The organism is Aquabacterium sp., assembly GCF_029946005.1.
Lineage (GTDB): Bacteria > Pseudomonadota > Gammaproteobacteria > Burkholderiales > Burkholderiaceae_C > Aquabacterium.
In genome coordinates this window covers 178,088-202,653 of record NZ_JAQSDR010000002.1, presented here as the reverse complement: position 1 = coordinate 202,653, position 24,566 = coordinate 178,088, and the positions used below count along the sequence as shown (strand labels likewise).

General features: G+C 60.1%; 11 protein-coding genes. 8 read left to right on the top strand and 3 right to left on the bottom strand.

Annotation, left to right across the window (positions count from 1 at the left end; all coding sequences use genetic code 11):
* The first annotated feature begins 7 nt into the window (after window positions 1–7).
* A complete protein-coding gene (locus PSV38_RS01255) occupies window positions 8–12,778 on the top strand; it encodes a filamentous hemagglutinin N-terminal domain-containing protein (protein ID WP_300543927.1) in 12,771 nt (4,256 codons plus the stop codon).
* 73 nt (window positions 12,779–12,851) lie between these two features.
* Here the strand turns inward: PSV38_RS01255 and PSV38_RS01250 are convergent, their stop codons facing one another.
* Complete coding sequence (locus tag PSV38_RS01250) at window positions 12,852–13,511, bottom strand: MIP/aquaporin family protein (protein WP_300543925.1); 660 nt, start codon at window positions 13,509–13,511, stop codon at window positions 12,852–12,854.
* Between the two features lie 9 nt (window positions 13,512–13,520).
* Window positions 13,521–14,015, bottom strand: a complete 495-nt coding sequence (locus PSV38_RS01245; RefSeq protein WP_300543922.1) for an arsenate reductase ArsC — start codon at window positions 14,013–14,015, stop codon at window positions 13,521–13,523.
* 265 nt (window positions 14,016–14,280) lie between these two features.
* Here PSV38_RS01245 and PSV38_RS01240 point away from each other — a divergent pair, with 265 nt between their 5' ends.
* The gene (locus PSV38_RS01240; protein ID WP_300543920.1) at window positions 14,281–16,587 is read left to right on the top strand and encodes a TIGR03790 family protein; all 2,307 of its coding nucleotides are present in this window, start codon (window positions 14,281–14,283) and stop codon (window positions 16,585–16,587) included.
* A 24-nt stretch (window positions 16,588–16,611) separates the two neighbouring features.
* Here the strand turns inward: PSV38_RS01240 and PSV38_RS01235 are convergent, their stop codons facing one another.
* Window positions 16,612–18,801, bottom strand: a complete 2,190-nt coding sequence (locus PSV38_RS01235; RefSeq protein ID WP_300543918.1) for a tetratricopeptide repeat protein — start codon at window positions 18,799–18,801, stop codon at window positions 16,612–16,614.
* Between the two features lie 191 nt (window positions 18,802–18,992).
* Here PSV38_RS01235 and PSV38_RS01230 point away from each other — a divergent pair, with 191 nt between their 5' ends.
* The 6 genes from PSV38_RS01230 to PSV38_RS01205 all read left to right on the top strand — a co-directional run bounded on the left by PSV38_RS01230 (window position 18,993) and on the right by PSV38_RS01205 (window position 24,565).
* The gene (locus PSV38_RS01230; protein WP_300543916.1) at window positions 18,993–20,699 is read left to right on the top strand and encodes a DUF2341 domain-containing protein; all 1,707 of its coding nucleotides are present in this window, start codon (window positions 18,993–18,995) and stop codon (window positions 20,697–20,699) included.
* Between the two features lie 11 nt (window positions 20,700–20,710).
* Entirely contained in the window at window positions 20,711–21,118 is a 408-nt protein-coding gene (locus PSV38_RS01225) for a biopolymer transporter ExbD (protein ID WP_300543914.1), read from the top strand.
* Between the two features lie 12 nt (window positions 21,119–21,130).
* On the top strand, window positions 21,131–21,532 hold the full coding sequence (locus tag PSV38_RS01220; protein ID WP_300543912.1) for a biopolymer transporter ExbD: 402 nt from the start codon (window positions 21,131–21,133) through the stop codon (window positions 21,530–21,532).
* Between the two features lie 3 nt (window positions 21,533–21,535).
* The gene (locus tag PSV38_RS01215) at window positions 21,536–22,198 is read left to right on the top strand and encodes a TonB C-terminal domain-containing protein (RefSeq protein WP_300543910.1); all 663 of its coding nucleotides are present in this window, start codon (window positions 21,536–21,538) and stop codon (window positions 22,196–22,198) included.
* On the top strand, window positions 22,195–23,907 hold the full coding sequence (locus tag PSV38_RS01210; RefSeq protein WP_300543908.1) for a putative porin: 1,713 nt from the start codon (window positions 22,195–22,197) through the stop codon (window positions 23,905–23,907). Before PSV38_RS01215 ends, PSV38_RS01210 begins: the two co-directional genes overlap by 4 nt.
* A 214-nt stretch (window positions 23,908–24,121) precedes the next feature.
* The gene (locus tag PSV38_RS01205) at window positions 24,122–24,565 is read left to right on the top strand and encodes a hypothetical protein (protein WP_300543905.1); all 444 of its coding nucleotides are present in this window, start codon (window positions 24,122–24,124) and stop codon (window positions 24,563–24,565) included.
* Window position 24,566: the final 1 nt, after the last annotated feature.

Here is a 24,566-nt window from a genome sequence, read left to right as displayed (position 1 = left end):
TGTTGTCATGAACAAGCAAGTACACCGTCTGGTATTCGACCGCAACCGTGGCATGCGCGTGCCCGCAGCCGAGCATGTTCGCTCAGCGGGCAAGGCTGGCGGTGGCCAGACCCGCGCCGTGGCGGTGGCTTGTGCCTTGACCTTGGCGGGGATGGTGGATGCCAGCGTGGCGGCCACTCGATCGCTGAACACGACCGTGCCGCGTTCTGCCACGGTCTGGGCCAACCGCACCAATCCCGGCGCCAGTTTGCCGGTTCGCAGCACGGCGGTTGGGCGGATCGCTGGTGACCGGGGGCGCTTTGTCATCTCCAATCCCGATGCCACGAACCTGCTGGTTGAGCAGAGCGACAAAAGCATCGTCATCAACTGGGACAGCTTCAACATTGGGCGTGGTTATGGGGTGCATTTTGAGCAGCCCAAAGACGGCACGGCCCTGAACAAAATTTGGGACCTCAATCCCACGGTGATTCTGGGCAAGCTCACGGCCACAGGCCAAGTGATTCTGGAGAACACCAACGGCGTGATCTTTGGCCCCACTGCCCGTGTCGAAACGCAGCGCTTTGTGGCCACGGCGCTGGCTTCGGCAAAAAATACGCGTGACGATCAACTCAACACCGACGACAACGGCAGGACGGCCGCCTTTGGCGGCGATGACGCCAACCCCTACGGCTTCGTGTCCGTGGAGCGCGGGGCTGAAATCAAAGCCCTGGCCGGCGGGCATGTGATGCTGATTGGCCCCAAGGTCTACAACGAGGGCCGCATTGAAACCCCCGATGGCCAGACCGTTCTGGCCGCAGGCCAGAAGGTGTACCTGTTCAACTCCCAGGATGCCAATCAGCACGGCTTCCTGGTGGCGGTGGACTCATTTGCTTCGGGGCCTGAAGGCGTCAACACCGTTGAGAATGCCCAGGCCCAGCAGCCCAAGAACGACGATGGCACCGACGATCTCTCTCAGCAGATCAACGCGATCGTGGCCGAGCGCGGAACCATCAATCTGGTGGGCCTGACGGTTCGCCAAAATGGCTTGCTCACCGCGACGTCGGCGGTGGCTGATGGCAAAGGCGGCATCTACCTACACGCGCAGAAGGCCACCAAGTTTGATGAAACCACTCAGCGCCGCGTGGTCACCGAGCTGGGCACGGTCGAGCTGGGTGCCACCGGCCAGACACGGGCTCTTCAAAGTCAAGAGCAACTGGACAGGCTGACCGATCCCACGGCCAATCTGACAGAGCTGGGCAATCAGCTTTCTGCGACTCAGGCAGAGCTGCAGGATCTCCAGCAGCAAAAAGTAGCGCTGGAAGAAAACTTGCGAGGTTTGCTGGAGCAGGCGGCACAAGCCGAGCCCCCAGCCGAGTTACCTTCGCAGATTGCGGATGCCAAATCCCAACTGGCCGTGATCACTTTGGGCGTTGGGAAGAAACAAGCCGATTTGGATGTCGCTCAAACACGAGTGACGGACCAACGAGCCGTGGTGAGCCAGATTGGCAACCACCTCAACCAGAGCCTGGTGGTTGACATCCAGGCCAAGAACATCGTCAATGGTCGCCAAACGGGCGCAGCCACAGGCGGTGAGGTTTTGTGGGCGAACTACCAGATCGACCGCCCTGATTGGCTCAACCCCACGGCATCGGCGTTGTTCAGAGCCATCTCGGTTCAAGATGGCACCAATGTGCTGATCCAGCAAACGCAAGACCGGGCCATATTCACGTGGGACAGCTTTGACATTGGGCAGGGCATGAGCGTGGCGTTCGAGCAGCCGTTGAAGGCGTCAGTGCTGAATCGAGTGGAGGGCGTGTCTCCCAGCACCATTGCCGGAAAACTCAAGGCCAACAGCGAACTCATCGTTGAGAACCAGGCAGGGTTGACCTTCGAATCAAGCGCGCAGGTTGAAGCGGGCCGGTTTGTGGCCACGGGCTTGAGGGTGGACGACGCGGCTTTCAACAAGGGTTTGCGCAAAGACATTGGTTCCGGTGTTGTTTTTGGTGGCGATTCGGCCTCCAGCAGCAGCTTTGTGCACATCCAGCAAGGCGCGACCATCACCGCCCGTGCGGTGGAGGGCCAGGCCAGCGATGTGCTCATCGTGGGGCCTCAAGTGACCAACGCCGGAACAATCACGACCCCTGACGGGCAAACCGTGCTGGCCGCGGGTCAGAAGGTGTTCCTGAGCGCCTCGATCGACCAATCGGCGCGCGGCCTGAATGTGCTGACCGACGGCTTTGAGCAACCGCCCGGCAGCCAGCTTGATCTGCCCGTAGGCACCAACACCGTGGTCAATGAAGGCACAGTGAAGGCCGAGCGCGGCACCATCACCCTGGTGGGCGAAGCCATTCGCCAGAATGGCCAGTTGCTGGCTACCACGGCGGTCAAGGGCAAGAATGGCTACATCTCCCTGCACGCCAGCAAGAAGAGCTACAACGCCAATACCGAGGTGCCTCGCGAGCTGGATCAGCTTGGCAGCATCGAGTTTGGCGTCAACAGCGTCACTGCCATCACGCCCGAGTACGACAATGGGGCGGGCGCCAAGCAAGCCACCCAGAAGGACTCCGACAAGTTCTACCGCTCGCGCATCGACGTCATTGGCAAAGAAGTGCGGGTGCGGGCTGATGGAGCCCAGGGCGCAAAGATCATCGCCAAGGCAGGCGACATCAATTTGTTGGCCCTGGCCGGTACAGGTAAAAGCACGTCGAACAACTCACCGATCGTTGGGCCAGCGATCGGAGATATTGTGGCGGATGACAGCCATCTGGTGGTGGACAGTGGCGCGTTGATCGATGCGTCGGGAGAGCGCGATGTGGCCGTGGCCATGGACCGCAATCAGCAGTCTGGGCGCCTGTTCAAGATCGAATTGGCGGATTCTCCAGTTCAGCGCGGCGGTGTGCTGTATCGAAGCACGGTGTCGTTTGACGCCAGCAAGGCCATTGGCATTGCTGATGTTTCAGGCTTTTATAACGACATTGAGCGCGACGCGAAAGAGCTGTCCACCCGCGGCGGCAATGTCCGCATGGAGTCGCAAGGTGCGGTGGTGGTGTCCAAGGGCGCCACAGTGGACATCTCCGGTGGCAGCATCAAGTACCAGGATGGCGTCGTGTCGACCTCGTTCCTTCGCCAAGGACAGCGCCTGGTTCGCTTGAGCGATGCCAAGGCGGGCCAGCGCTATGACGAGTTGATCAACAGCACCGGTACCACTGTGCAACTTGGCTATGTGGAGGGCTTTGATGCGGGCACCTTGACCGTGGCGGGCATGAAGAGAACGGCAACGGACTTGTCTGGGCTCAAGGCGGGTGTGGTGGTGGGGCCGAAGCAGCGCAATGGACGGTCTTTGAAACTGTCTGAGGCCGAGCGTGAACTGTTCAAGAAGAAGTTTGGAGTTGAACCGGAGTCGTTTGAGAACCTGATTGAAAACGACAAGAAGGCAACTCCCGTCGTGCCTCAGGCGCGCCCCACGCATGTCGAAGTGGCATCGCTGTTGAAGCTCTATCCTCATCTGTATGGATCGGTGAAACCGCAAGCGGGACTGGTCACCGTTGGGAAAATTTTTGGCGATGATGCTCAGTCTCAGCTTTTGAACCAGGTAAATGTGGTCCAAACGCGCACCGCTGCCGTCGGCAACGTGCCGATGGGTGCAGCTGCCATGGCTGATTTCATCAACGCCTTGCAGGCGTCCACGGAAGTGGTCATTGATGAGCTCAAGAGTTCGAGCCTGGGCAGGCTGACCTTGAATGGCAACCAGGTTGCCGTGAGCCAGGGGGCTTCATTGAACCTGGGCAGTGGCGGAGAATTGGCCATCAATGCCAATGACCGTATCACGGTGGCAGGCAGTGTGAAGGCAGAAGGGGGCAAGTTCACAGCCAAGCTCAAGAAGGCCGGCGACTTCCTGTTGAAAAGTGGCGCCATGGTCGATCTGTCTGGCCGTCAGCTCGACGAGCTGGGCACCCCTGGGGGTACCGACGCCTTGTCGGTGGACGGTGGCATCTTCGAGGTCAAAGCCGGGCATTCTGCGGTCTTGGCGGCAGGCAGCCAGGTGGATGTGTCTGCAGGGGTGTGGAGAGCCGGATCCGGCACCCTCACCAAGGGATCGGCGGGCAAGGTTGATGTCGGGGCCAACACCAGTGAGGAGCCCTTTGTCGAGAATGGCCAGTTGAAGACTGGCCAGGTGGTGCTGGATGGCACTTTGTCGGCTTTTGATTTCAACAAAGGCGGCACCTTGAGCGTCAAGGGCATGCGCACGCTGGCCATTGGCGGTGAGGCCTTCAACGGTGGGCTGGCATTGACGCCAGAGTTCTTTTCTGCCAGCGGGTTTGGTGCGTTTGACCTGTCGGCCTTGGGCGACGTGCGCGTGGCGGACAACACCCAACTCACCCCGGTGTTGAGCAATCTGGTGATGGGCACTGGCCGAGGCGGTATGACTGGGAAAGCGGTGCTTGACCCAGGCGCAAGGCAGTCGACCAAGTTGGCGCTGACCGCCAGTTTACAACCCTATACCCCTGACAGGTTGCCTTATGAAGGGCTGGACGACGGTAGCAGCCTGACCATCGGTACCAATGCGTTGGTGGATGTGGGGGCAGGTGGTCAGATGACACTGAAGGCCGGGCGCAATCTCGTGGTGGACGGGCGCCTTCAGGCCCACGGCGGGGCAGTGTCTTTGTCATTGCTGGGCGAGCGTGGTGGATCCGACGCTCAAGCGAGCCTGGACAAAGTCGGCTACCTGGCAGATCAAGTCATTTTGCTCAAAGCGGGCTCGGTCATTGATGTGTCGGGTACCACCAAGGCCAATTCGGTCAATGGCCGCATGATGGGCGAAGTGTTGGGTGGAGGCACGGTCAACCTCAACTACGCGCCTGAGAAAACCGCCGTGCGCGGCCGCGTGGTGACGGAGGGTGCATCTGAAACAGAAGCCGCTTCTGAAATCAATGTCAGCGGCGCGGCAGATGATCTGAACCTCAATGCCGGATCAAGGAAAACGCGCATTAGCAAAGGCGCGGGCGCCATCAACGTGGGGTCCACCGATGGCTTCTTGCTGCAAGGCACCATGACGGCCAGCAGGCCCGATGCCAGTGTGGCGGGCGGGCAGTTCTATGCCTCCATCAGCCGTGCGGGTGCTGGCAGTGCCGTGGTTTCAACAGGTGTGAATTACCCAGAGCAGAATGACCCTTCGATCAAGCGCGAACTGATTGTGGAGGCGACCAATGACCAGCTGGCGCAACATGCCCAGAATGGTTACGCCAAGGGCGTCGTGTCTGCCGCACAACTGGCCAGCGCCGGATTTGACCGCATCCAGCTGCGCGCGGATGACCGCATTGTCCTGGGCGAAGGCGCCAGCTTGGGTGCCGCCGAAGGACAGCAACGCTTGCGGACCCTGGTGCTGAACACACCGGTGCTGCAGGCCTTGGGCTCGGGCAAAGCAGGCGAGCACACCCTGCAAGCCAGCCATGTCTCCTTGGGTGATCGGGATTTGAAACCCCCATTTGGTTCATCAGAGGCCTCCAAGCCGCAAGCATCCACAGGCGACGCCACGCTGGCCGTCAACGCAGGCCTGATCGAGCTGAGCGGCCACAGTGCCTTGCAAGGCGTGAAGGAAACCACGCTGGCTGCCACCCTGGGCGCGGCTGATCATCAGCCAGGTTCGCGCACCGATGGCGAGATCCGCTTCATCGGGCGCCCATTCGATGTCACCACGTCCAAACTCGAAGGCTCTTTGAACTTTGCGGGAGACCTGAACCTTCAAGCCGGGCAAATCTACGCCACCACCTTGTCTGATTTCAAGGTCACCGGCTTGCCGGACCAATCAAAGTTGACGGTGTCGGCCCTCCAAGGCGGCTCCACCAGCCGCACGCCTTTGTCGGCCTTGGCAAAGTTGACTTTGGATGCGCACGATGTGCTCATCAAAGGCGTCATCCGGCAGCCCTTTGGCCTGATCACCATCAAGGGCGCCACCACGCCAGTGCTGAGCGCGGACAGCGTTCTGTCGGTGACTGGCGATGGCGTGACGGTGCCTGTGGGCACCATGCTCAACGGCAGCAAATGGGTGTATGGCACCCAAGGCACGCAAGACAACGACAACGCAGTGCCTGACACCACCGTCAAGCAGCTGGATGGCCTGACCATGGCCAAGGGCATCACCATCAGCGGCAACAGCCTGTCGATTGACGGGCAGTCTCAATTGCTGGCACAGGCAGGCGGTGATTTGCTGGCCACGGAGTTTGTGGCCGGTGCGGGCGGCAGCACAGATACGCTTAAGCGCGCCAATGTGTTCGCGGTGCTGCCCAACTACAGCTACGACTTTGCCCCCTTTGACACCGAAATCAACGCCAACACCAAGGTGAATGGCGTCAGCCTGACGGCCGGTGACCAGTTCAGCGTCACCACCGACAACGGGGTATTGGCCAAGGGCATCTACACCTTGTTGCCCGCGCAATATGCGGTGTTGCCCGGTGCGGTGCTGGTGTCCGAGGCCACCTTGCCTGCCGGCGTGAATCTGACCAAGGCCTCGATTCAAGACGACGGCAGCGTGCTGGTCATGGGCCACAAGACTGCGGTGGGCACCACCATCAATGGCGGTCAAGACCCGCGCTTGGCCCTGTTGCTGGAGCCTGAAGCCACCTTCCGCGCCAAGTCGGAGTTGCAGAACACGTCCATCAATGGTTTGTTGGCAAGCCAGGCCAAGAAGCAGGGCACGGCCATGCCCAGCCGACCTGGCGACGCGGGGCGCGTGTCGCTGGAGGCCACGGGCGCGGCTTTTGACTGGGCAGCCCAGTACAACCTGGCCGGGGCCGAAGGCTTTGCCGGCGGCCAGTTTGATCTGGCCATGACCGATGCCATGGCCTTGATCAAGCAGGGCGATGCCAAGCCCGAGGGTTTCAGCGCAACGGTCACGGCCGATGCGCTGAAGGCCACGGGTGCCGAGAGCATTCTCCTGGGCGGCATCCGAACCACCAATGACGATGGAGACACCGTCATCCAAACCAAATCAAGCAAGGTGCTGTTGGGAGCAGATCTTTCAATCGGCGAGTTGCTGGCGGTGGCCAAAGACCAGGTGGAAGTGGCCGACAAGGTGAGTTTGACTTCCACTGTGGCATCCAGCGACCAAGCCGCGCCACTCGTCGTGCAGGGTGGAGGCGCCGCCTTGGTGGTCAGCAACCGCATTGACACCGACCTGCAGCGTGATCTGTCCGCAGGGGATGCCACTGCACCCCTTGGTCTGCTGAAAATCGGCCAGGATGTGAAGCTGGCAGGCCAAGCGGTTCAGCTGGATGCCAGCCAGCAGGTGAGCGCGGATGCCAGTCTTCTGATTGACGCCAAGTCACTGGGGCTGGGTTCTCAGCGCATTGCCATCGGCGGGGCTTCGGATCATGCCGACGCTTTGGTGGTGGACAGTGCCCTGCTGGACAACAAAGAACGCTTGCAATTGCGCAGCTACAGCAGCATTGACATGGTGGGCTCTGTTGCCTTGGGCAAAACTGCCACGGATGGCACGCCCACCCTGAAGAAGCTGACGCTGGACGCCCCCGTGATTCGCGGCGTGGGCCAAGCGGGTGACGCGGTGACGGTGGTGGCCCAGCAGGTGACCCTGCGCAATGGCTCGAAGCTTGCGCCATCTTCTGCGCCCACTGATTCCAAAACCACCTTGTCGATTCTGGCCAAACCGCCTGTCAAGGATGCCACGGCTGAAGGCATCACCTTGGGTGGTGGCCAGCAGCACCTGGCCTTTGCGTCAACCCAACTGACGACCACCGGCGACGTGGTAGCCCGTGACAACGGCAAGCTGACCACGCAGGCTGACGTCACCATCAAGTCCGCCCGCCTGACCGCAGGCACAGGCGTTGACCAAGCCATTGAAAGCCAGGCCGGTGTGCTGACCATCGCGCAAGCCCCGGTGGCCAATGACCAGGCCCGAACCCTGAACGACCGGGTTGGCGCTGGTGCCAAGTTGAGCTTGACCGGGCAGCGTGTTCTGCAGCAAGGCACCATTGACTTGGCGTCAGGTCAGATCAACATCACTGGCAAGGGCCAGGATGGCCAACTCGAAACTGTGGTGTTTGCCGAAGGCTCCAAAACCTTGGCCAAGGGTTGGGTTGCCTCGGCAGGCAGCACCTGGTCCACCGCCGCACCAGGTGGCAAGATCAGCGCCTTGGCCGATAAGGGCAACATCGTCCTCAATGGCTTGCTGGATGTATCAGCGCCCTCGGGCGCCGCTGCTGGTGCGGTCAACTTGACGGCGGCCAAGGGCCAGTTGGTGGTGGGCAGCGCGGCCAACCTTCAAGGCGGTTCCACCAGCCAAGGCACTTCCGGCATCGTCACCGTTGATGCGGGCAATTTGGTCAGAAACAGCGGTGAAACCACGGCAGTCGCCAATGCCAACCAGGCACTGGATGACCTGATCAAGCTGTCTCAAAAGGGCGGCTTCCAACGCGAGGTGGAAGTGCGCGTTCGCGAAGGCAACCTGTCCCTGAACGAAACGATGGCGGCCACACGGGTAGTCATGAGCGCCGACAAGGGCAGCCTGACATTGAACGAGACCGCCAAGATCGATGCCCATGCCGAACGGGGTGGCGTGGTGCAGTTGTCTGCGCGTGACGACGTCATTCTGAAGAAGGGGAACCTAGGCGCGGCCCAGATCGTGGCCGACTCATCACCCGATGCGGCTGTTGGCGCCAATGGTGGCGACATCCTGCTGGCTTCCACGCAAGGCAAGGTCATCCTGGCATCGGGCGTGACCGTGTCGGCCAAGGGGGATGATGCCGAGGATGGCCGGGTGGTCATCCGCGCCAAGCGAGACAGCGCCACCACCTTTGGGGCTGATCGCGTGCAGCTTGATGCTGACGACGTCGTGGCGGGCGAGGTGGTGATCGAAGCGGTGCAGACTTACAGCGGCGAGAAGCTGGCCAGCGGTACATCGGTGGCGGCGACCAAGACCATCGGGCAAGAGACGCTGAAAACGGACACCAAGAACTTCATGGCCAAGAAGGCCAACGTCTTGAATGCTCTGGGCCTGACCGCATCAAAAGTGCAATTGCGCGCTGGAGTGGAGTTGCAGTCCGATGGCGATTTCCAGGTCGCGAATGACTGGAACCTGTGGGAAGCAACTAGGGCCGGAGGCGAGCCCATCACGCTGACCATTCGCGCCAAGGGTGACCTGAGCATCAACGGATCGTTGAGCGACGGCTTTGCGACAGCCACGCGCGCGGCCGACAATGCCACGGCACCCACGGAGATCAAGTCGGGTGATGCCGCGTCGTTCCGCTTGGTGGCTGGGGCTGACACGAAGGGGGCCAATGTGCTGGCCACGAACGGCCCGGCCACCACGGGGTCTCTGACGATTGCAGGTGGCAAGATAGTGCGCACCACCTCTGGATCGATCGATCTGGCGGCAGGCAATGATGTGGTGCTTGGCGCGGGCACGGGGCCAACGCCTGTACAGGGCGTGGCCTATGTGGCCGGGCGGCCTTCGGCCAAGCCTGCCAATCTGGCGATGGCGGCAAGCGGCCTGCCCAAATGGGGGCAGTTCACGGAACATGGTGGCCGCTTGAGTGTGGCGGCGGGGCGCGACATCGTGTCGCCATTGGCCAAGCAGTGGATCGGCAACTGGTTTTATCACACGGGTAAGGATGCTTCATCCGTCACCTGGTGGTCGGCCTTTGACGGCTTCAAGCAAGGCTTGGGGTCGATGGGTGGTGGCGATGTGCGCGTCACGGCTGGTGGCGACATCAGCAACCTGGGTGTGGTGGCGCCCACGTCTGCCCGAACGGTGCGGAATACCGTGGGTGGGGCATCGGCCTTGAGCCAACTCACCCAGAACGGTGGCGATGTGCTTGTGCGTGCCGATGGTGACATCTCGGGCGGGATTTACTTCCTGGGGAAGGGCCGAGGTCGCATTGAATCGGGCGGGACCGTTGACAAGGGCGGTGCGCAGAAAGAGTCCGATCTGGGCTTGGTGCTGGGGCTCATGGATGGCCAGTGGGCTGTTCAGGCCGGAGGTGACGTTAATCTGGCGTTGGTTTACAACCCGACCATGTTGGATTCGACCGCGCCACGAGCCACGGCGTCTGCTGATTCTGGGGCCTATCTGACCTATGGGGATACCGCTGCGGTTTCGTTGCTCAGTGTTCATGGGGATGTGGTGTGGGCTGCCAACAGCGTGACTTCCAAAGAAGCCATTGAGGAGTTCCATGGCAACAGTTCCATCCCTGTTCAGGAAAGACTTGCCCTGGCCAGCAGAGCCAGCGTGGTTCGGGACACACTGAATCTTGCCCCCGGCACCATGAGCTTGTCTGCCTTGAGCGGGGACGTGGGGATTGAGTGGTCTGGCAACCTGTATTTGGCACCAAGCGCCGTGGGGGACTTGAGCATCTATGCCGGAGAGGATGTTCGCCTTGGTACGCAGGCAAGCAAACGGTTGGGGCTGTTGGACACGGATGTGACCAACTGGAATGCCTGGACCGTGAGCAAACCAGCTTTGAAAGCATCGGCACAGATCATTCTGGAGGGCAACCTGGCGAGCGGCATGTTGGACGATGGCAAATCGGCCCCCAAGATGTTGCATGAAGCTGATTCACAGCCAGCAAGCGTTCATGCGAATGGCGATCTCTTGTTCCAATCCTCAACCAGTCTCGTCATTGCCAAGCCAGCAGACATAAGCGCTGGCGGAGACATCGAGAATATTTCGTATGTTGGCCAGAACTTCAAGAACGCTGACATCACGCGGATCGTGGCTGGTGGCAACGTCAACGGGGTGGTCAATGTTGACCCGACGCGTCCTAACGGGAAAATCCAGCTTGGTGGACCTGGTGAGCTTCAAATTGAAGCTGGGCATGACATCAACTTGTTCAATGCTTATGGCATTGAAACCATTGGCAACCTTACAAATCCTGCGTTGTCAAACCAATCTGCCAGCATCCGAGTGGCAGCAGGCATGGACAAAAAGGTCGATGTCGATGAGTTTGCAGCGCAATACCTGAACACAGACAGCGCTGCGCAAGCCGCCTTGGTGACCTTTGTCCAAAAGCAGATGCAGGTATCTGGTCTGACCTACACCCAGGCTTTGGCGTACTACCGGGACATGACGCCGGCGAACCAGAACAAGTTTGCCGATGACCAGTTGCTGCCCAAGTTCCTGGCCACGTACATCACGCCAAAATCATCCAGTCTGGTTGCTGACTACGCTGCTTACAAGCAGGCGCAACTCCAGGCGAATGACATCGCGCAGACCTTTGTGCCCAGCAGTGCGGCCGAAGAAGCGGCCTTGATTGCATTCGTCAAGCAAAAGCTGGTGAGCCATGGCTGGTCTGAAGCAGAAGTCAATGACTTGAATGCTGACCAGGCTCTGCGCCGCTACCGCGGCGAGACCCTGGCGGGGCACCGCCCCATGAACAGTGCCGACCGGCTGGAGTTCGTAACCGATCAGGTCTTGCTGCCGCGTTTTGTGGCCACAACCTTGAGCACCGATCCCGCCAAGGTGGTCAACATTTTGTCGGAGCACATGGGCAGTCAGCCCGGTTTGGCCCTCGGCGAGTTCGTTTCGTGGGCTTGGTCGGGCGATGCCGGTGTGCGCGATGCGGTGCTCGGCTTCGTGGAGTCCAAGGGCGCGGTCGGCAAGGTGGGCCAGGCTCAGGCCCTGGACGTCTTCCGTCAGATGCCACTGGCCGATCAGCAGCAGTTCGCCACCGGGCAAGGCCTGGCGCCGTTCATGTCGGCCTACCTTCAGTCGTCAACCTATGCCCAGGCTTGGTCTGCGGCGGCAGCCCAGGCTGGCGTGGCTGGCACGGGCAATGAGTTCACCTCGGCCCGCTTCCGCCAATTCAAGGACGATGTGATGATGAAGGAGATCCAGCGCCTGGGCTCCAATGTGACCAGCGTTGCCTTGTCCAGCAATGCCATCGAGAACGCCCAACGCTTGGCCACCAGGCAGGTGGTGTGGGACTTGATGAACAACACCATCGGCCTCACAGGCCTGGGGGCAGGATTTGACTTCACGGGCGACATCAACCTGGCCGGTAGCAAGGTCCAGACTCAGGGGCCTGGTGACAAGAGCAGTGGCGGGATCGACCTGTTCGCCCCGGGTGGGCAAGTGTTGGTGGGCTTGACCAAAGCCACCGCCTTTGACCGCCAGCAGGGCGCCACTCGCGGTCTGATCGCGGCCCAGGGTGGCGGCATCCGCTCGTTCTCGGATGGTGACTTCCAGGTCAACTCGCAAAAGCTGTTCGTGGTGGGCACGGGCGATGTCATGCTGTACTCGGCTAATGGCGACATCGATTCAGGCCGTGGGTCGAACACCGACGTGGCCGCGATTGACGTTCAGGTCGGCCAGGATTCCTTCTTTGGCGACACGGTTTACACGGTCAAACCGCCGGTGACCGGTAGCGGCATTGGCATCGTGCGAAATGGCCAGGGCGAAGCCGATGGCAGGGTCAGCTTGCTGACCCCGAATGGTGAAGTGAGGGCCTTGGATGCCTTCATCCAGGGGCCCGGCAAGATCGAGATTCCCGGCCCAGTGCTGGGTGCTGACAATTTGAAGGGTGCAGTGGTGGGCCAGGCAGCCGCGCCGGTGGTGACGGTCAATCTGTCGGTCAACACGGGCCTGGGTACCGAGACGGCGGCGGGTGAAGCCGTCTCGGCCGAGGCAACGCAACGCGGCAAGACGAAGGAGCGCAGCTCGCTGCTGACCGTGGAGTTGCTGGGGATGGGGGACCAGGAAGGTGCGGGGGCTGCACCCGCAGAAAAAGTCTGCCCGGACGACAAGGAAAAGAAGAGCGGCAAAGACAACTTGAATTGTGTGAAATAGCCGCTGTCGATGTCAGCTCATGTGTTGCTTTGCCCTGGCAGCACATGAACCAACCTCCGAGCTCATTCCTGTCTCAATTTTCCTGACGCTCGTTTCCCAAAAGGCGGTGAATGCCCAAACCAACCATCGCCCCCACAAGCTGCGCTACCGCAAACGCAAGCACGCCGCTGGGCGCGATGCCGGCAAACGTGTCAGAGAACATGCGGCCGAACGCTGCAGCGGGATTGGCGAACGAGGTCGACGCCGTGAACCAGTACGCCGCCCCAATGTAGGCCGCGACCAACGATGGCGCTTGCGCCTTGGGCGCTCGAAGAATCACCAAGAGCAGGCCCGCCGTGGCCACCGCCTCGGCCAGCCACTGAGCGTGCCCGGTGCGAACTTTGGCTGACCATTGCAGGATGGGCAAATCGAACATCGCGTGCGCCAACCATGCGCCGCAGGCGGCACCCATCAATTGAGCAACGACGTAAGGCGCCAAGTTTGACCATGGCAACTCGCGTCGCATGGCCATGACCAGGCTCACGGCTGGGTTGAAATGGGCCCCGCTGGCAGGGCCAAAGGTATGGATGAGAAAGTAAAGGCCCCAAACCGTGGCCAAGGTGTTGCCCAGCAAAGCAATGGCCGTGTTGCCGGCTGAGAGCCGCTCGGCCATGATGCCGCTGCCGATCACGATGGTGAGCAGCAATGCGGTGCCCAGGGCTTCGGCCATCAGCCGGCGAGGTAGTGCAGTCATGTCAACGCTTCAGCCTTCGCAGATAGAGATCAAAGCCCGCTGAAGGTCTTCATTGCTCATGGTTTCCAATGGCAACTTCAGCAGTTGGAGCATGCGATAGCCAATGGCTTGTCGCGTCAATTCAAAGGCCTGGCGCTTGCCATCGTCCCCACCTGGGGCATTGGAAGGGTCTGCATAGCCCCAGTGCACCTTCACAGGGCTGCCGGGCCAGTATGGACACGTCTCTGCAGCAGCGCTGTCGCACACGGTGATGACGATGCGCATTTCAGGAGAGTTGGGTGTTGTGAACTCATCCCAGCTTTTGCTGCGGTAGCCGGTGATGTCAATGCCAGCATTGGTGAGTGCTTCCAGCGCATAGGGATTCAAACGTCCGCTTGGCGCGCTGCCCGCGCTGTAGGCGCGCACATCAAGCCCCCATTGGTGGGCCCAATGGTTGAGCATGCCTTCGCTGAGGACGCTGCGGGCGGAGTTGTGGGTGCAAAGAATGAGGACGTTGGTGGTCATGGCTTAGCAGGCATTGGCTTTGTAATTATTTGATAATATTTGAAATATCAAACCATTGCAATGGGCCAGCCAATTGGCGTCTCCCTGGCCAAAGGTGTTGTCACATGACAAACCGAGAATGAATTTGGTTTTTCCAACACACATGAAATTCAGGGAATCGATCATGAATGGTGCTCATGCATTCGGCGGAAAGTCAAAGCCCGTCTGGTTACTGGTCTTCGGCATCGTAGCCAGCCAAACGTCGTGGGCCCAGGCTCCCACGCCCTTGAAGATACCCAGGGCCTCCATTGGGGCCAACGAGCTGGGCATCGTGATCGCCCAAGGCGATCCGGTCTCCGAGGCGCTTGGCACCTACTACCAATCGGTTCGAGGCATCCCCGAAGCCAATGTGGTCCGCATTCCCTTGACCACTGGTGGCGAGCAGATCACTGCCACTCAATTTGCTCAACTCAAATCGCTGGTGGACAGCCAATTGCCAAGCAGCGTTCAAGCGACCCTTCTGACGTGGACCAAGCCGTTTCGGGTGGTCGGCAGTTCTTGCGGCATGGGCATCACCAGCGCCTTCGCGTTCGGTTACGGCTGCTACGGCCTAGGGGCCCCATCTCCCTACTTCGATTCGGTCAGCACCAAGCCCTGGAGCGACCTCAAAATCAGGCCGTCCATGATGCTTGGCGCTACCACCTTCGAGGCCGGCAAGAAGATCATTGATCGCGGCCGTGCCGCCGAAGCCACCTACCCCTCGGGTAAGGGGCGTCTGGTCACCACGACGGACTCGGCGCGCAGCAACCCTAGAGCAGCGGACTTCGCGGCTGTGCCACCTCGGTGGGCGTTGCCCGGCGGCTTGAGCATGCTTCACGTCAACAACGCGGCGGGAACGGGCTCCAACCTCATTTCCAACGAAACAGACATCCTGTTCTATTTCACGGGCCTGACCTCCGTTGGTCTGCTGAATACCAACACCTACCTGCCTGGCGCGGTCGGTGATCACCTGACCTCTTTTGGTGGCATCTTGACGACCACCTCAGGCCAAATGCCCGCGACCGCTTGGCTCGACGCCGGCATGACCGGCAGCTACGGTACCGTGGAAGAACCCTACGCTTATGAACAAAAATTTCCCAAGGCCTCCGTCATGGTGGACTGGTACTTTCGTGGTGCCACTTTGATCGAAGCCTATTGGAAGTCAGTTTCGTCTCCGTGGCAGGGCCTGTTCCTGGGTGATCCCTTGGCCCGGCCCTTCCCGGACGCGCCGTCGTCCAGCGTGGGCAACGGGCAGTACACCTTCAGCACCCGTTCTTTCAGGCAAGGCGACAGATACTGGGTTGAGTGGCGGCCCACCGACTTATCCGACTGGAGCACGATGACCGCCCTGTCCGTGCCGCAACACGGACAGCAGACTTTCGTCGCCCCGGCTCCGTCCTCCAGTGCGGACGCCCGGGTGATCGGTCCTTGCAAAGTGAACTACCGTGCCCTCATTGATGTGCCCTCGCCCTTGGAGGCGGTGGCGCAAGGCGGCAGGGCTCAGAATCTGTACGCTCAGACCAGCATCGTCATCAATGACAAGGTGGGTTGCGCGCAAGACTTGAACCTGAAAGCCGAGACTCTGCCCAACGGATCGACGGTCTCGTTCGAGCCAGCGTCGGTGCGTCTGACAGGAGTAGACAGTGCTTATGTCACCGCGAAGATATCGGTGCCAGCGACTGTCGCGATGGCGTCTGACGTGAGCTTTGCCGCGCCGCTGCAGATACAGAGCCGTCGCCTTGGCATCATTGAAGGCAGCTCGCAGATGAATGTGCGCATGAAGGCTTCTACCGCGCCTCTTTCGGAAGAAGCACCGCTGCTGCGCATCGCCAGACCCCAGGCCGACTGGTATGTGGCTGATTTTCCGGAGCCCCACTCGACCTTGTCGTACTCGATACCGGTAGAGCTTGACATCAGGCCGGGCTCCGGGATCGTCAAGGTCAAAATCGCCTTCGAACCCGTTGAACTGACAGATCCGCTGGCCGTCGTTGCCACTGAATACATTGAGGCTAACACGGAGGAGGCACAGTTCCGGGCCGAGTTCATTCCCAAGTTTGTCGCGAGCGGCTACTACAAATTGACGGCCACGGGCTTGAACGCCGATGGGGTGAGCGTGGCCTCGAAGGAAATACCGTTGGCAGTAGCCGGCGACTTCAAGACCCATGTTGGCGGTAGCGCCAATGGAGGCCGCGACGTGATGGTGGGCACCATGGCCAACGACGTCTTCATCGGCGCCTTCGGTGCCGACACCCTGACTGGTGGCGGCGGCAAAAACCTGTTCGTGTACCGCTCGATGGTCGATGGCAACGATGTCATCACCGATTTCAAGCCGGGGGTTGACCAGATCGATTTGCGGCCCTTTCTCAGCCGGTTTGGTTGGACCCGATTCGAGGCCAGGAGCAAAGGGGTGGTCGTGCTGACGGACACAGCCGGGGGCTTGCAAATCTCGCTTGACCACGATGGCTTGGCCGGTTTGTCGGCGGCCAAACCCATGGTGCTGCTCAAGGATGTCACCCTGAGCATGATCGATCCGGTTCGTGATCTGGGGCTCTGATCTGCCCGAAGTCGGGCTTGGTACCTACGACGCCAAGGCGTGGTGCCAAGCTTGCCGGTAGGCAGATTCAACGCCGTTGGTGAAGCTGTGTCCCGCTGTTAAAGAACCCTGGGCCATACGCGGGCGCAAGTTTTTGCGCAACTGTTCCAGCATCCCGATGTTGCCCACCAGCGCCTGGCATTTGCCCACGAAGGCAAGCTGAGTACCCACCGCGTGGTCTGCTAGGCCCAAGGCCGTCAATAAGGTTAAGCCTTGGCGCGATGCAAAGGTGCTGCCCACCAGACTGACCACCGGCACGCCTTGCCAAGCTGCCTCGCATGTGGTGGTCACGCCGTTGTAAGGCGTGGTGTCCAATGCCACGTCAATCTGGCCATACAGCTCAAGGTGGTTGGCGGTGGCAGCCTCCCAGCCCCGAAGCTCAATGCGGTCGGCTGCCACGCCGTGTTGAGCAAAGCGCGCCAGCGTGCTTTGCCTCACAGCTTCATCGGTCAGTGCCTTGGTTTTGAGCAGCAAGCGCGCGTTGGGGATGGCCATCAATACCTCGCTCCACAAGGCCACGCACGAATCGCTCAGCTTGCTCAGGGCATTGAAGGAGCCAAAGGTGGGATGCCCATTGCGGCGCATGGGCAATGGCGTGGGGTCGGGTGCGTCAGCGGGCGGCTCAAAACACACATAGTGGCCTGGTAGCCGCAGGGGTGCTTCAGTGGCCCAGGCCTCGGCTCCGGGGGCGTCCACAAAACAGTCGGTCAGCCGGTAGTCCATGGTGCTCAGGCCGGTGGTGCCCAGGTAGCCTAACCAGCCGATCTGCACAGGGGCGGGTTTGAGGGCCATGGCCTCGATGCGCCCGCCATCGGTCAAGCCAGACAGGTCCACGAGTATGTCGATCTGGTCCGCCCTGATCAACTTGGCCAGGTCGGCCGGGTTGAGGTGGTGAACTTGTCGCCAATGGGGGATCAAGCGTTTGAAGCGGGCCGTGACAGCGTCCTCAACTGGCTCGGTGGAGTAAGCGTAAAGATGGAACTGCTCGCGGTTGTGGTGAGTGAACAGCGGTGCCAAGAAGAAAGCGCATGAGTGCAGCCGGAAATCACCTGACACATAACCCACGCGAAGGGGACGGTTCGGGTCCTGGTTGTTGGCGTGTGGCACTTGGGCTTCCCCATGGCGTTGCAATGAGCCAATCAGCTTGCGTGCCAACGCCAGCTGGGCGGGCGCGTCGAAGCTTGAATCGTAGTTGGTGGTGGCGCAAAACGTGACCCTGGGCGGAACCGTCTCTGGCGCTAATTCAAGTGAGCGGTGATAGTGCGCCAGGGCGGTGGACGTGTCGCCAACCTCAAAGTGAAGGGCACCCAGCAATTGGTTCGCATTGGCGAATTGCTCTGGCGTTTGGCATTGCTCCAACAGCGCTTGTGCGCCCGCCATCGATGCGCTGATCCGGCCCTGGTCTTTGAGGCACAAGGTTTGCAGGTAAAGGCATTCGCAAGACAGCTCATGTTCGGTCGTCAGTTTGGCGGCGCGTGCCAGAGGCTCGATGGCCTCATCAATGCGCCCCATCACCCGCAGCGCCAAGCCCTGCGTGTAGTGGCCGTAAGCGTAGTCCGCATCGAGTTGCACAGCCAGCCGTGCGCACGCCTCGGCATCCGTGCCATGGCCGCTGTCGCACAAGATCTTGGCCAGCAAGGCCAAGGCCTGGGGCGAACTGGCGTCCAGGTTCAGGCCGCGTTTGAGGGCCTCCGCCGCAGCGGCGGGGTCGTCATCACTGAGCAAAAAACCCAGGTTCAACCAGGCTGCAGAGAAATCGGGTTTGGTCTGAACGGCCTGGCGAAAGCAGATGGCCGCTTCGTGATGGGCGCCACGCGCTTGCAGCAAGTTGCCCAGGTTGTGGTTGACGATGGGGTCGCGTGGTGTCAACGCCAGCGCCTGGCGGTAGGTGCCCTCGGCTTCGTCCAACTGGCTGGCGGCGCGTTCGGCCATCGCCAGCTCGGTCATCAACGCGGTTGATGCTGGGGTGACTTCCAAGGCTTGCTGGTAAGTGTGGATGGCCGCCTCGAATTGGCCCAGAACCCTTTGGGCGCGGCCCAAGCCCGCCAGCGCCGCGCCGCGCAGGTGCGGCACCGAGATCAAGGTACAGAATAAAAGGGAGGCCCCTTGGGCATCTCCGTTGCGCAGCCAGGCCATGGCCTGCTGCAACTGGTGATCGGGTTTTTGCAGGGTCATCGCACGATGCTAGCGACGTCGTGCGTCCGATTTTTGACATGCAGGCCCTGAATGAGGGGGTGGGTGCGATTGTGACAATTGCATGTCATTCTCATGGTGCAAAACATGGTCTGTATGGATCATTCTGGGCTCACAGGGACGACACACGTGGCTTTGACAATATGAGGCTGTACTGAGCTCTGTTGGGTGTCATGAAAGCTGTTAAAAAATCGCTGTTGCTGGTCGCTCTGTGCGGCGGCCTGTTGTCCACGTCGGCCCACGCTTGGTGGGATGCAGGCTTCAAGCACCGCACCAAAGTGACACTCAACACCACGGCCCAGGGCATCGAAACCAAAGAGGCCCTGTCTGGTGCGGTGGTACCTGTTCGCCTTCACTCAGGCAACTTTGACTTTCTGTCGGCCAAGCCTGATGGCTCAGACCTGCGGGTGGTGGCGGCCGATGACAAAACACCAATGAAGTTTTGGGTGGAGCGCTTTGACGGCACCAACGAATTGGCCGTGGTGTGGGTGCAGTTGAGCAGCGTGGCGCCTGGAACCGACAAGAACCTGATCCATGTTTACGCTGGCAACGAGAAGGCCGTGGCCGAGTCAACAAGCCCTGCCATTTTTGATGGCGCCATGGGTGCGGTGCTGACCTTTGCCGAGAAAGATGGACCTGCGGCTGATGCATCCGGTGTGATCAAGACATCCTTGCCCGTGGTGCGGGAGTTGACCGGCTTGATTGGTGCAGCCGCCAAGCTGGATGGTGAGCAATCCTTGACCCTGGCGGCCAATGACAAGCTCAAGGCACCTGCCGCGGGCCCCTACAGCATCAGCTTCTGGATCAAGCCTGAAACCGCTACTGGCGCGCTGGTCAAGCAAGGGCCATTGGCCGTGCTGCTGGATGCCGACAAGTTGTCGGTAACGCTGGGATCGGCCAAGGCCACTGGTGGAGATTTGCCGGTCTCATCGTGGGCCCATGTGGCGGTGACGGTGGGTGCTGGCAAGCTGACGCTGTATGTGAATGGTGCCCAGTCAGCGCAAGCTGACTTGCCGGCAGAAGCGGCGGCCATTGAGGGTGACGTGGTGGTCGGGCAGGGCATAAAAGGCCTGGTGGACCAACTTGAAATTGCATCCACCGTGCGAAGTGCCGATTGGCTAAAATTTTCCCATGCGGCTCAAAGCGCTGATGCCAAGCTGGTGGTGGCTGTGGGGCAAACCGAGGAAACCGCCAGTGAAGGCGAGGGTGGTGATCCCGGCTACTTCGGCATCCTGGTAGGCAACCTGACGGTTGATGCATGGGTGGTGATCGGCATCCTGGCCGTGATGTTCGTGATCTCGCTGTGGGTGATGTACGTCAAGGCGCTGTACGTGGGACGTGCTGACAAGCACAACCGCGTGTTCTTGAAAATGTTCCGAGAAGCCCGTGATGTGATGGCCGTTCAGGCCAAAGGTCTGGAGCACTCGTCTTTGCAGCGTCTGTATGCAGCAGGCCTTCACGAGCTGCAAAAGCGCGATGTGGGCAAAGAGGGGGCCAAGCCCTTATCCGGTGCGTCCATTGACGCAGTGAAGGCCGCCATTGATGCCGACCTCGTGCGTGAAAGTCAGGACCTGAACTCCAACATCGTATTGCTGACCATTGCCATTGCCGGTGGTCCGTTCCTGGGTCTGCTGGGCACCGTGGTGGGCGTGATGATCACCTTCGCAGCCATCGCAGCGGCCGGCGACGTGAACGTGAATGCGATCGCCCCCGGCATCGCGGCTGCGCTGCTGGCCACCGTGGCTGGTCTGGCGGTCGCCATTCCTGCCCTGTTCGGCTACAACTACCTGGCATCGCGCATCAAGAACATCTCGTCGGACATGCAGATCTTCATTGACGAGTATGTGACGCGCGTGGCTGAGATTCACGGCGCCCGCTGACCGGAGTCACCATGTCGGCCGATATCAAGGAAGACAACCAGCCCTACGACGAGATCAATGTCACGCCGATGTTGGACTTGGCTTATGTGCTGCTGGTGGTCTTCATCATCATGACCACCGCGTCGGTGCAGGGCGTCAAGGTACAACCTCCGCTGACCTCAGTGGCGAATAACCTGGCCAAGCCTCAGACCAAAGGCATCACGATCACTTCTGATGGCCAGGTCTACCTGGATGCCTATCCGGTGAGCATGGATCAACTCAAGTCGACCTTGGCTCAATACAAGGCCGCCAACCCCAACCTGCCAGTGGTGCTCAAGGCCGATGCGGCCACCCAGTACGACAAGGTGATGGAGGTGCTTGAGATAGCCAAGCGCCTGGACATCACCGAGATTGGCTTGGCGACCAAGCGCGTTCAGTAAGGGGCACAGGCGATGAAAGTTCAAGATCAAACCAAGCCCTACGACTCCATCAACGTGACACCCATGTTGGACCTGGCTTATGTGCTCTTGGTCGTTTTCATCTTGATGACCACGGCTTCGGTGCAAGGTCTGCACGTCAGCATGCCCAAGCCCAGCAACAAGCCCAGCACCGAAAAGCATGAGTTGAAGGTGGTTCAGGTGATGCCCGATGGTGGCTTGATGATCAATGGTGTGACCGTGAACCTGGCAGACCTTGAATCGCAATTGCTGCAGGCTAAAGCCCGCGATCCAAAGATGAGTGTGGCCATCAAAGGCGATGCCCGCGCGCAGTATGCCAAGGTGGTCGCCATCATTGATCTTTGCAACAAGATCGAGGTGCCCATGGGGCTCATCACGTCGCGCATCGGGACCTGAGCCATGAGCGATGTCGAGAAAAAACCTTGGGGCAAGTGGGTTGTGATGGCGGCAGGCTTGCTAGCGCTGTTGATGCTGGGCTACTGGGCTGCCACCTCCTTCAAAACCGGCAAGTCGGGCGCCAAGCGACAGACCGTGAAAATCGCGGTATTGCCCGATACCCCTCCGCCACCGCCACCCAAAGTGGAGAAGCCGCCCGAGCCCGAGAAGCAGGAAGCCAAACCGCAACCTCAGCAAGAGCAGCCCAAGGTGCAGCAGGCGACGCCTGAGCCCCAGCAGCTCAAGATGGATGGGCCGGCAGGCGACGGGCCCAGCGCATTCGCAGCTGGACAAGTCAGCAGCGAATACAAGGGCGGAGACATCGGCACCGGGACGGGTGGCGTCAACCGCTTGCAGTTCGCCTTGTTCACGTCGCAACTGCAGCGGCACATCCAATCCAGCCTGGCCAGGAACAACGGCATCAAGCTGGGCGATTACCGCGTGAATGTGCGCGTGTGGCTGACGCCTTCTGGCGAGTTGCGTGTGGAGCTGGCCTCACCCTCTGGCGACGACAAGACCGATGAGGCGCTCAAGCAGGCGTTCACTCAATTGCCGGCGATCAGCGAAGTGCCTGCCAGCTTGCCTCAACCCATTCGTTTACGCATTACCAACCGGATGACTGGTTGAACATTGACTTTGACATGAAAACTTTCAAAAGATCCTGGTGGCCAACGCTCACCGCCCTGAGTCTGGCCGTGGCGGCTTCTGTTGCCAAAGCCGACGAGCGTGAATCCTTGGAAGCTTTGCGCCAGACCACGCTTGGTTTGATCAATGCGCTGGTCGACAAGGGCGTGCTGACCCGCGAGGTCGCTGACGGCATGCTCAAGCAAGCCCAGACCAAAACGGTTGATGCCACAGCCGCCAACGCCCCGACCGCGTCGGCCAAGCCTGTGCAGCGCGTGCCTTATGTGTCTGAGGCGATGAAGACTCAGATTCGCAATGAGGTCAAGGAAGAAGTGCTGACCCAAGCCAGGGCTGAGCGTTGGGGTGTGCCCAACGCCACGCCTTCTTGGGTGGACCGGATAAAAATTGATGGAGATTTTCGGTTTCGGTATCAACAAGACAGTCCAAGCAGCGATAACTTGCCGGCGTCTTACTACGTTGAGAGTGTGCTTGGCCGTGACGGAACCATCCGTGCGCCTGACTTCGGAACCTACACTTCAACGGGCTTGGTGACGACTTCCACGAATGAGGGCCGTGATCGCGAACGTTTGCGTTTGAGGTTGGGGCTCACTGCCAAGGTGACAGATGAGGTCGGTGTCGGGGTTCGTTTGGCCACCGGCAATGACAGCGACCGAGTGTCCACCAATCAGACTTTGGGGCAAGGCTTCAACAAGTACCCACTTTTGGTTGATCGGGCGTTCGTTCGCGTTGATCCCACTGAATGGTTGAGCGTCCAAGCGGGCAGGCTGCCCAACCCCTGGTTCAGCACAGACATGATCTGGAGCGAGAACCTGAACTTCGAAGGTGTCGCGGCCACCACCAGGTGGGTGAAGCCCGAGGCAACCTTTGAGCCATTCGCCACCATGGGGGCGTTTCCTTTGAGAGAGGACAGTCCGCCGACGCGTGATGGTCGGTGGCTGTATGGCGCGCAGATCGGGGCTGCTTGGAGTCCCGCATTGCGCACCAAGCTGAAGTTTGGTCTGGCCTACTATGGCTACAAGAACATCGAAGGACGGGCTGACAACGATTTCAACGGCACCACGCTGACGCCAGGAGTGAGCTACGGCCAGTATGAGTACTCAAAGGGGCTGCGTCAGAAGGGCAACACGCTCTTTGAAACCAATGCCAGTCTTGACACTTCGTTGACGCAAGCCAGGAACTGGGGGTTGGCCTACAAGTTCCGCCCTGTGGCATTGACGGCGTCTGCGGAACTGACTCATTTCAGTCCCTACAGCTTGTTGCTTTCTGCCGAGTATGTAAAAAACACAGCCTTCGATGTGAATGACTTTCAGCGCCGATCGGGGCTTGTTGGAGATCCGGGTGGAAAAGACGATGGGTACCAGTTCAGGATGGCATTTGGAGCCTCGGACGTGCGAGAAGCAGGGCAGTGGCAAGCTTCGGCCACTTACCGACATCTGGGTTCTGATGCGGTCCTGGATGCCTTCACCGACAGCGATCTTGGGCTGGGGGGTACCAATGTTCAGGGCTATACCTTGGCGTTTAACTATGGCCTTTTCCGAAACACCACCTTGGGTGTGCGCTACCTGGCCTCAAGCACGATCGATACCCCTTTGAATCAGACTGTGGTCACCAGTGGGGCAGAGACCATTGACTACGGTAAAGCCAAGTTCAAGGTCAACTCCTTTCAGGTGGATTTCAATGTTCGCTTCTGACAATCCGCATCGCCTACGTGTCGGGGCTCGCTTGCTCATGACCTTGGTCTGCGCAGCATTTGCCACCTCAGCTACCTTTGCGCAGTCCAATGACCGCGAGCAAGAACAACTCAAGCGCTTGAAGCTGCAGATGCGCCAGGTCCAGCAAGAGAAGACCTCGCTGGAGGAGGCCCAATCCAAAACCGCGCAAGAGAAGGCAGCGTTGGAGCAGGCCTTGAAGTCGATTCAATCAGAGGCCAGCAGCCAAAAGGCCTCGGCCAATGCGTCAACGCGTAAGCTCAATGGGCTGAACACCGAGGTGACGTCGCTCAAGCAGGAACGAACCGCTTTGTCCGAGCAGGTGGTGGCGTTGCAAAAGCAGCTCGATCAAGCGAAGACTGAGGCCAGTGCTGAGCGCGGAAAGGCTCAGGCCGGTGAGCTGGCCTTGAGCAGCCTGCAGTCAAAGCACCAGCAACTGATGCAAGGCAACAGCGCCTGCCGCAAAGACAATGCAGCGTTGGTCAGTCTTGGGAAAGACCTGCTGACGCGCTATGAAAGCAAGGGCGTTGCTGATGTTCTGGCTGCTAAGGAGCCGTTTTTCCAGGTGGCCCGAGTGACCCTGGAGAACCAGGCTGCCGAGTACCGCAGTAGGCTGGATGCAGCAACCGTAAAGCCATGAA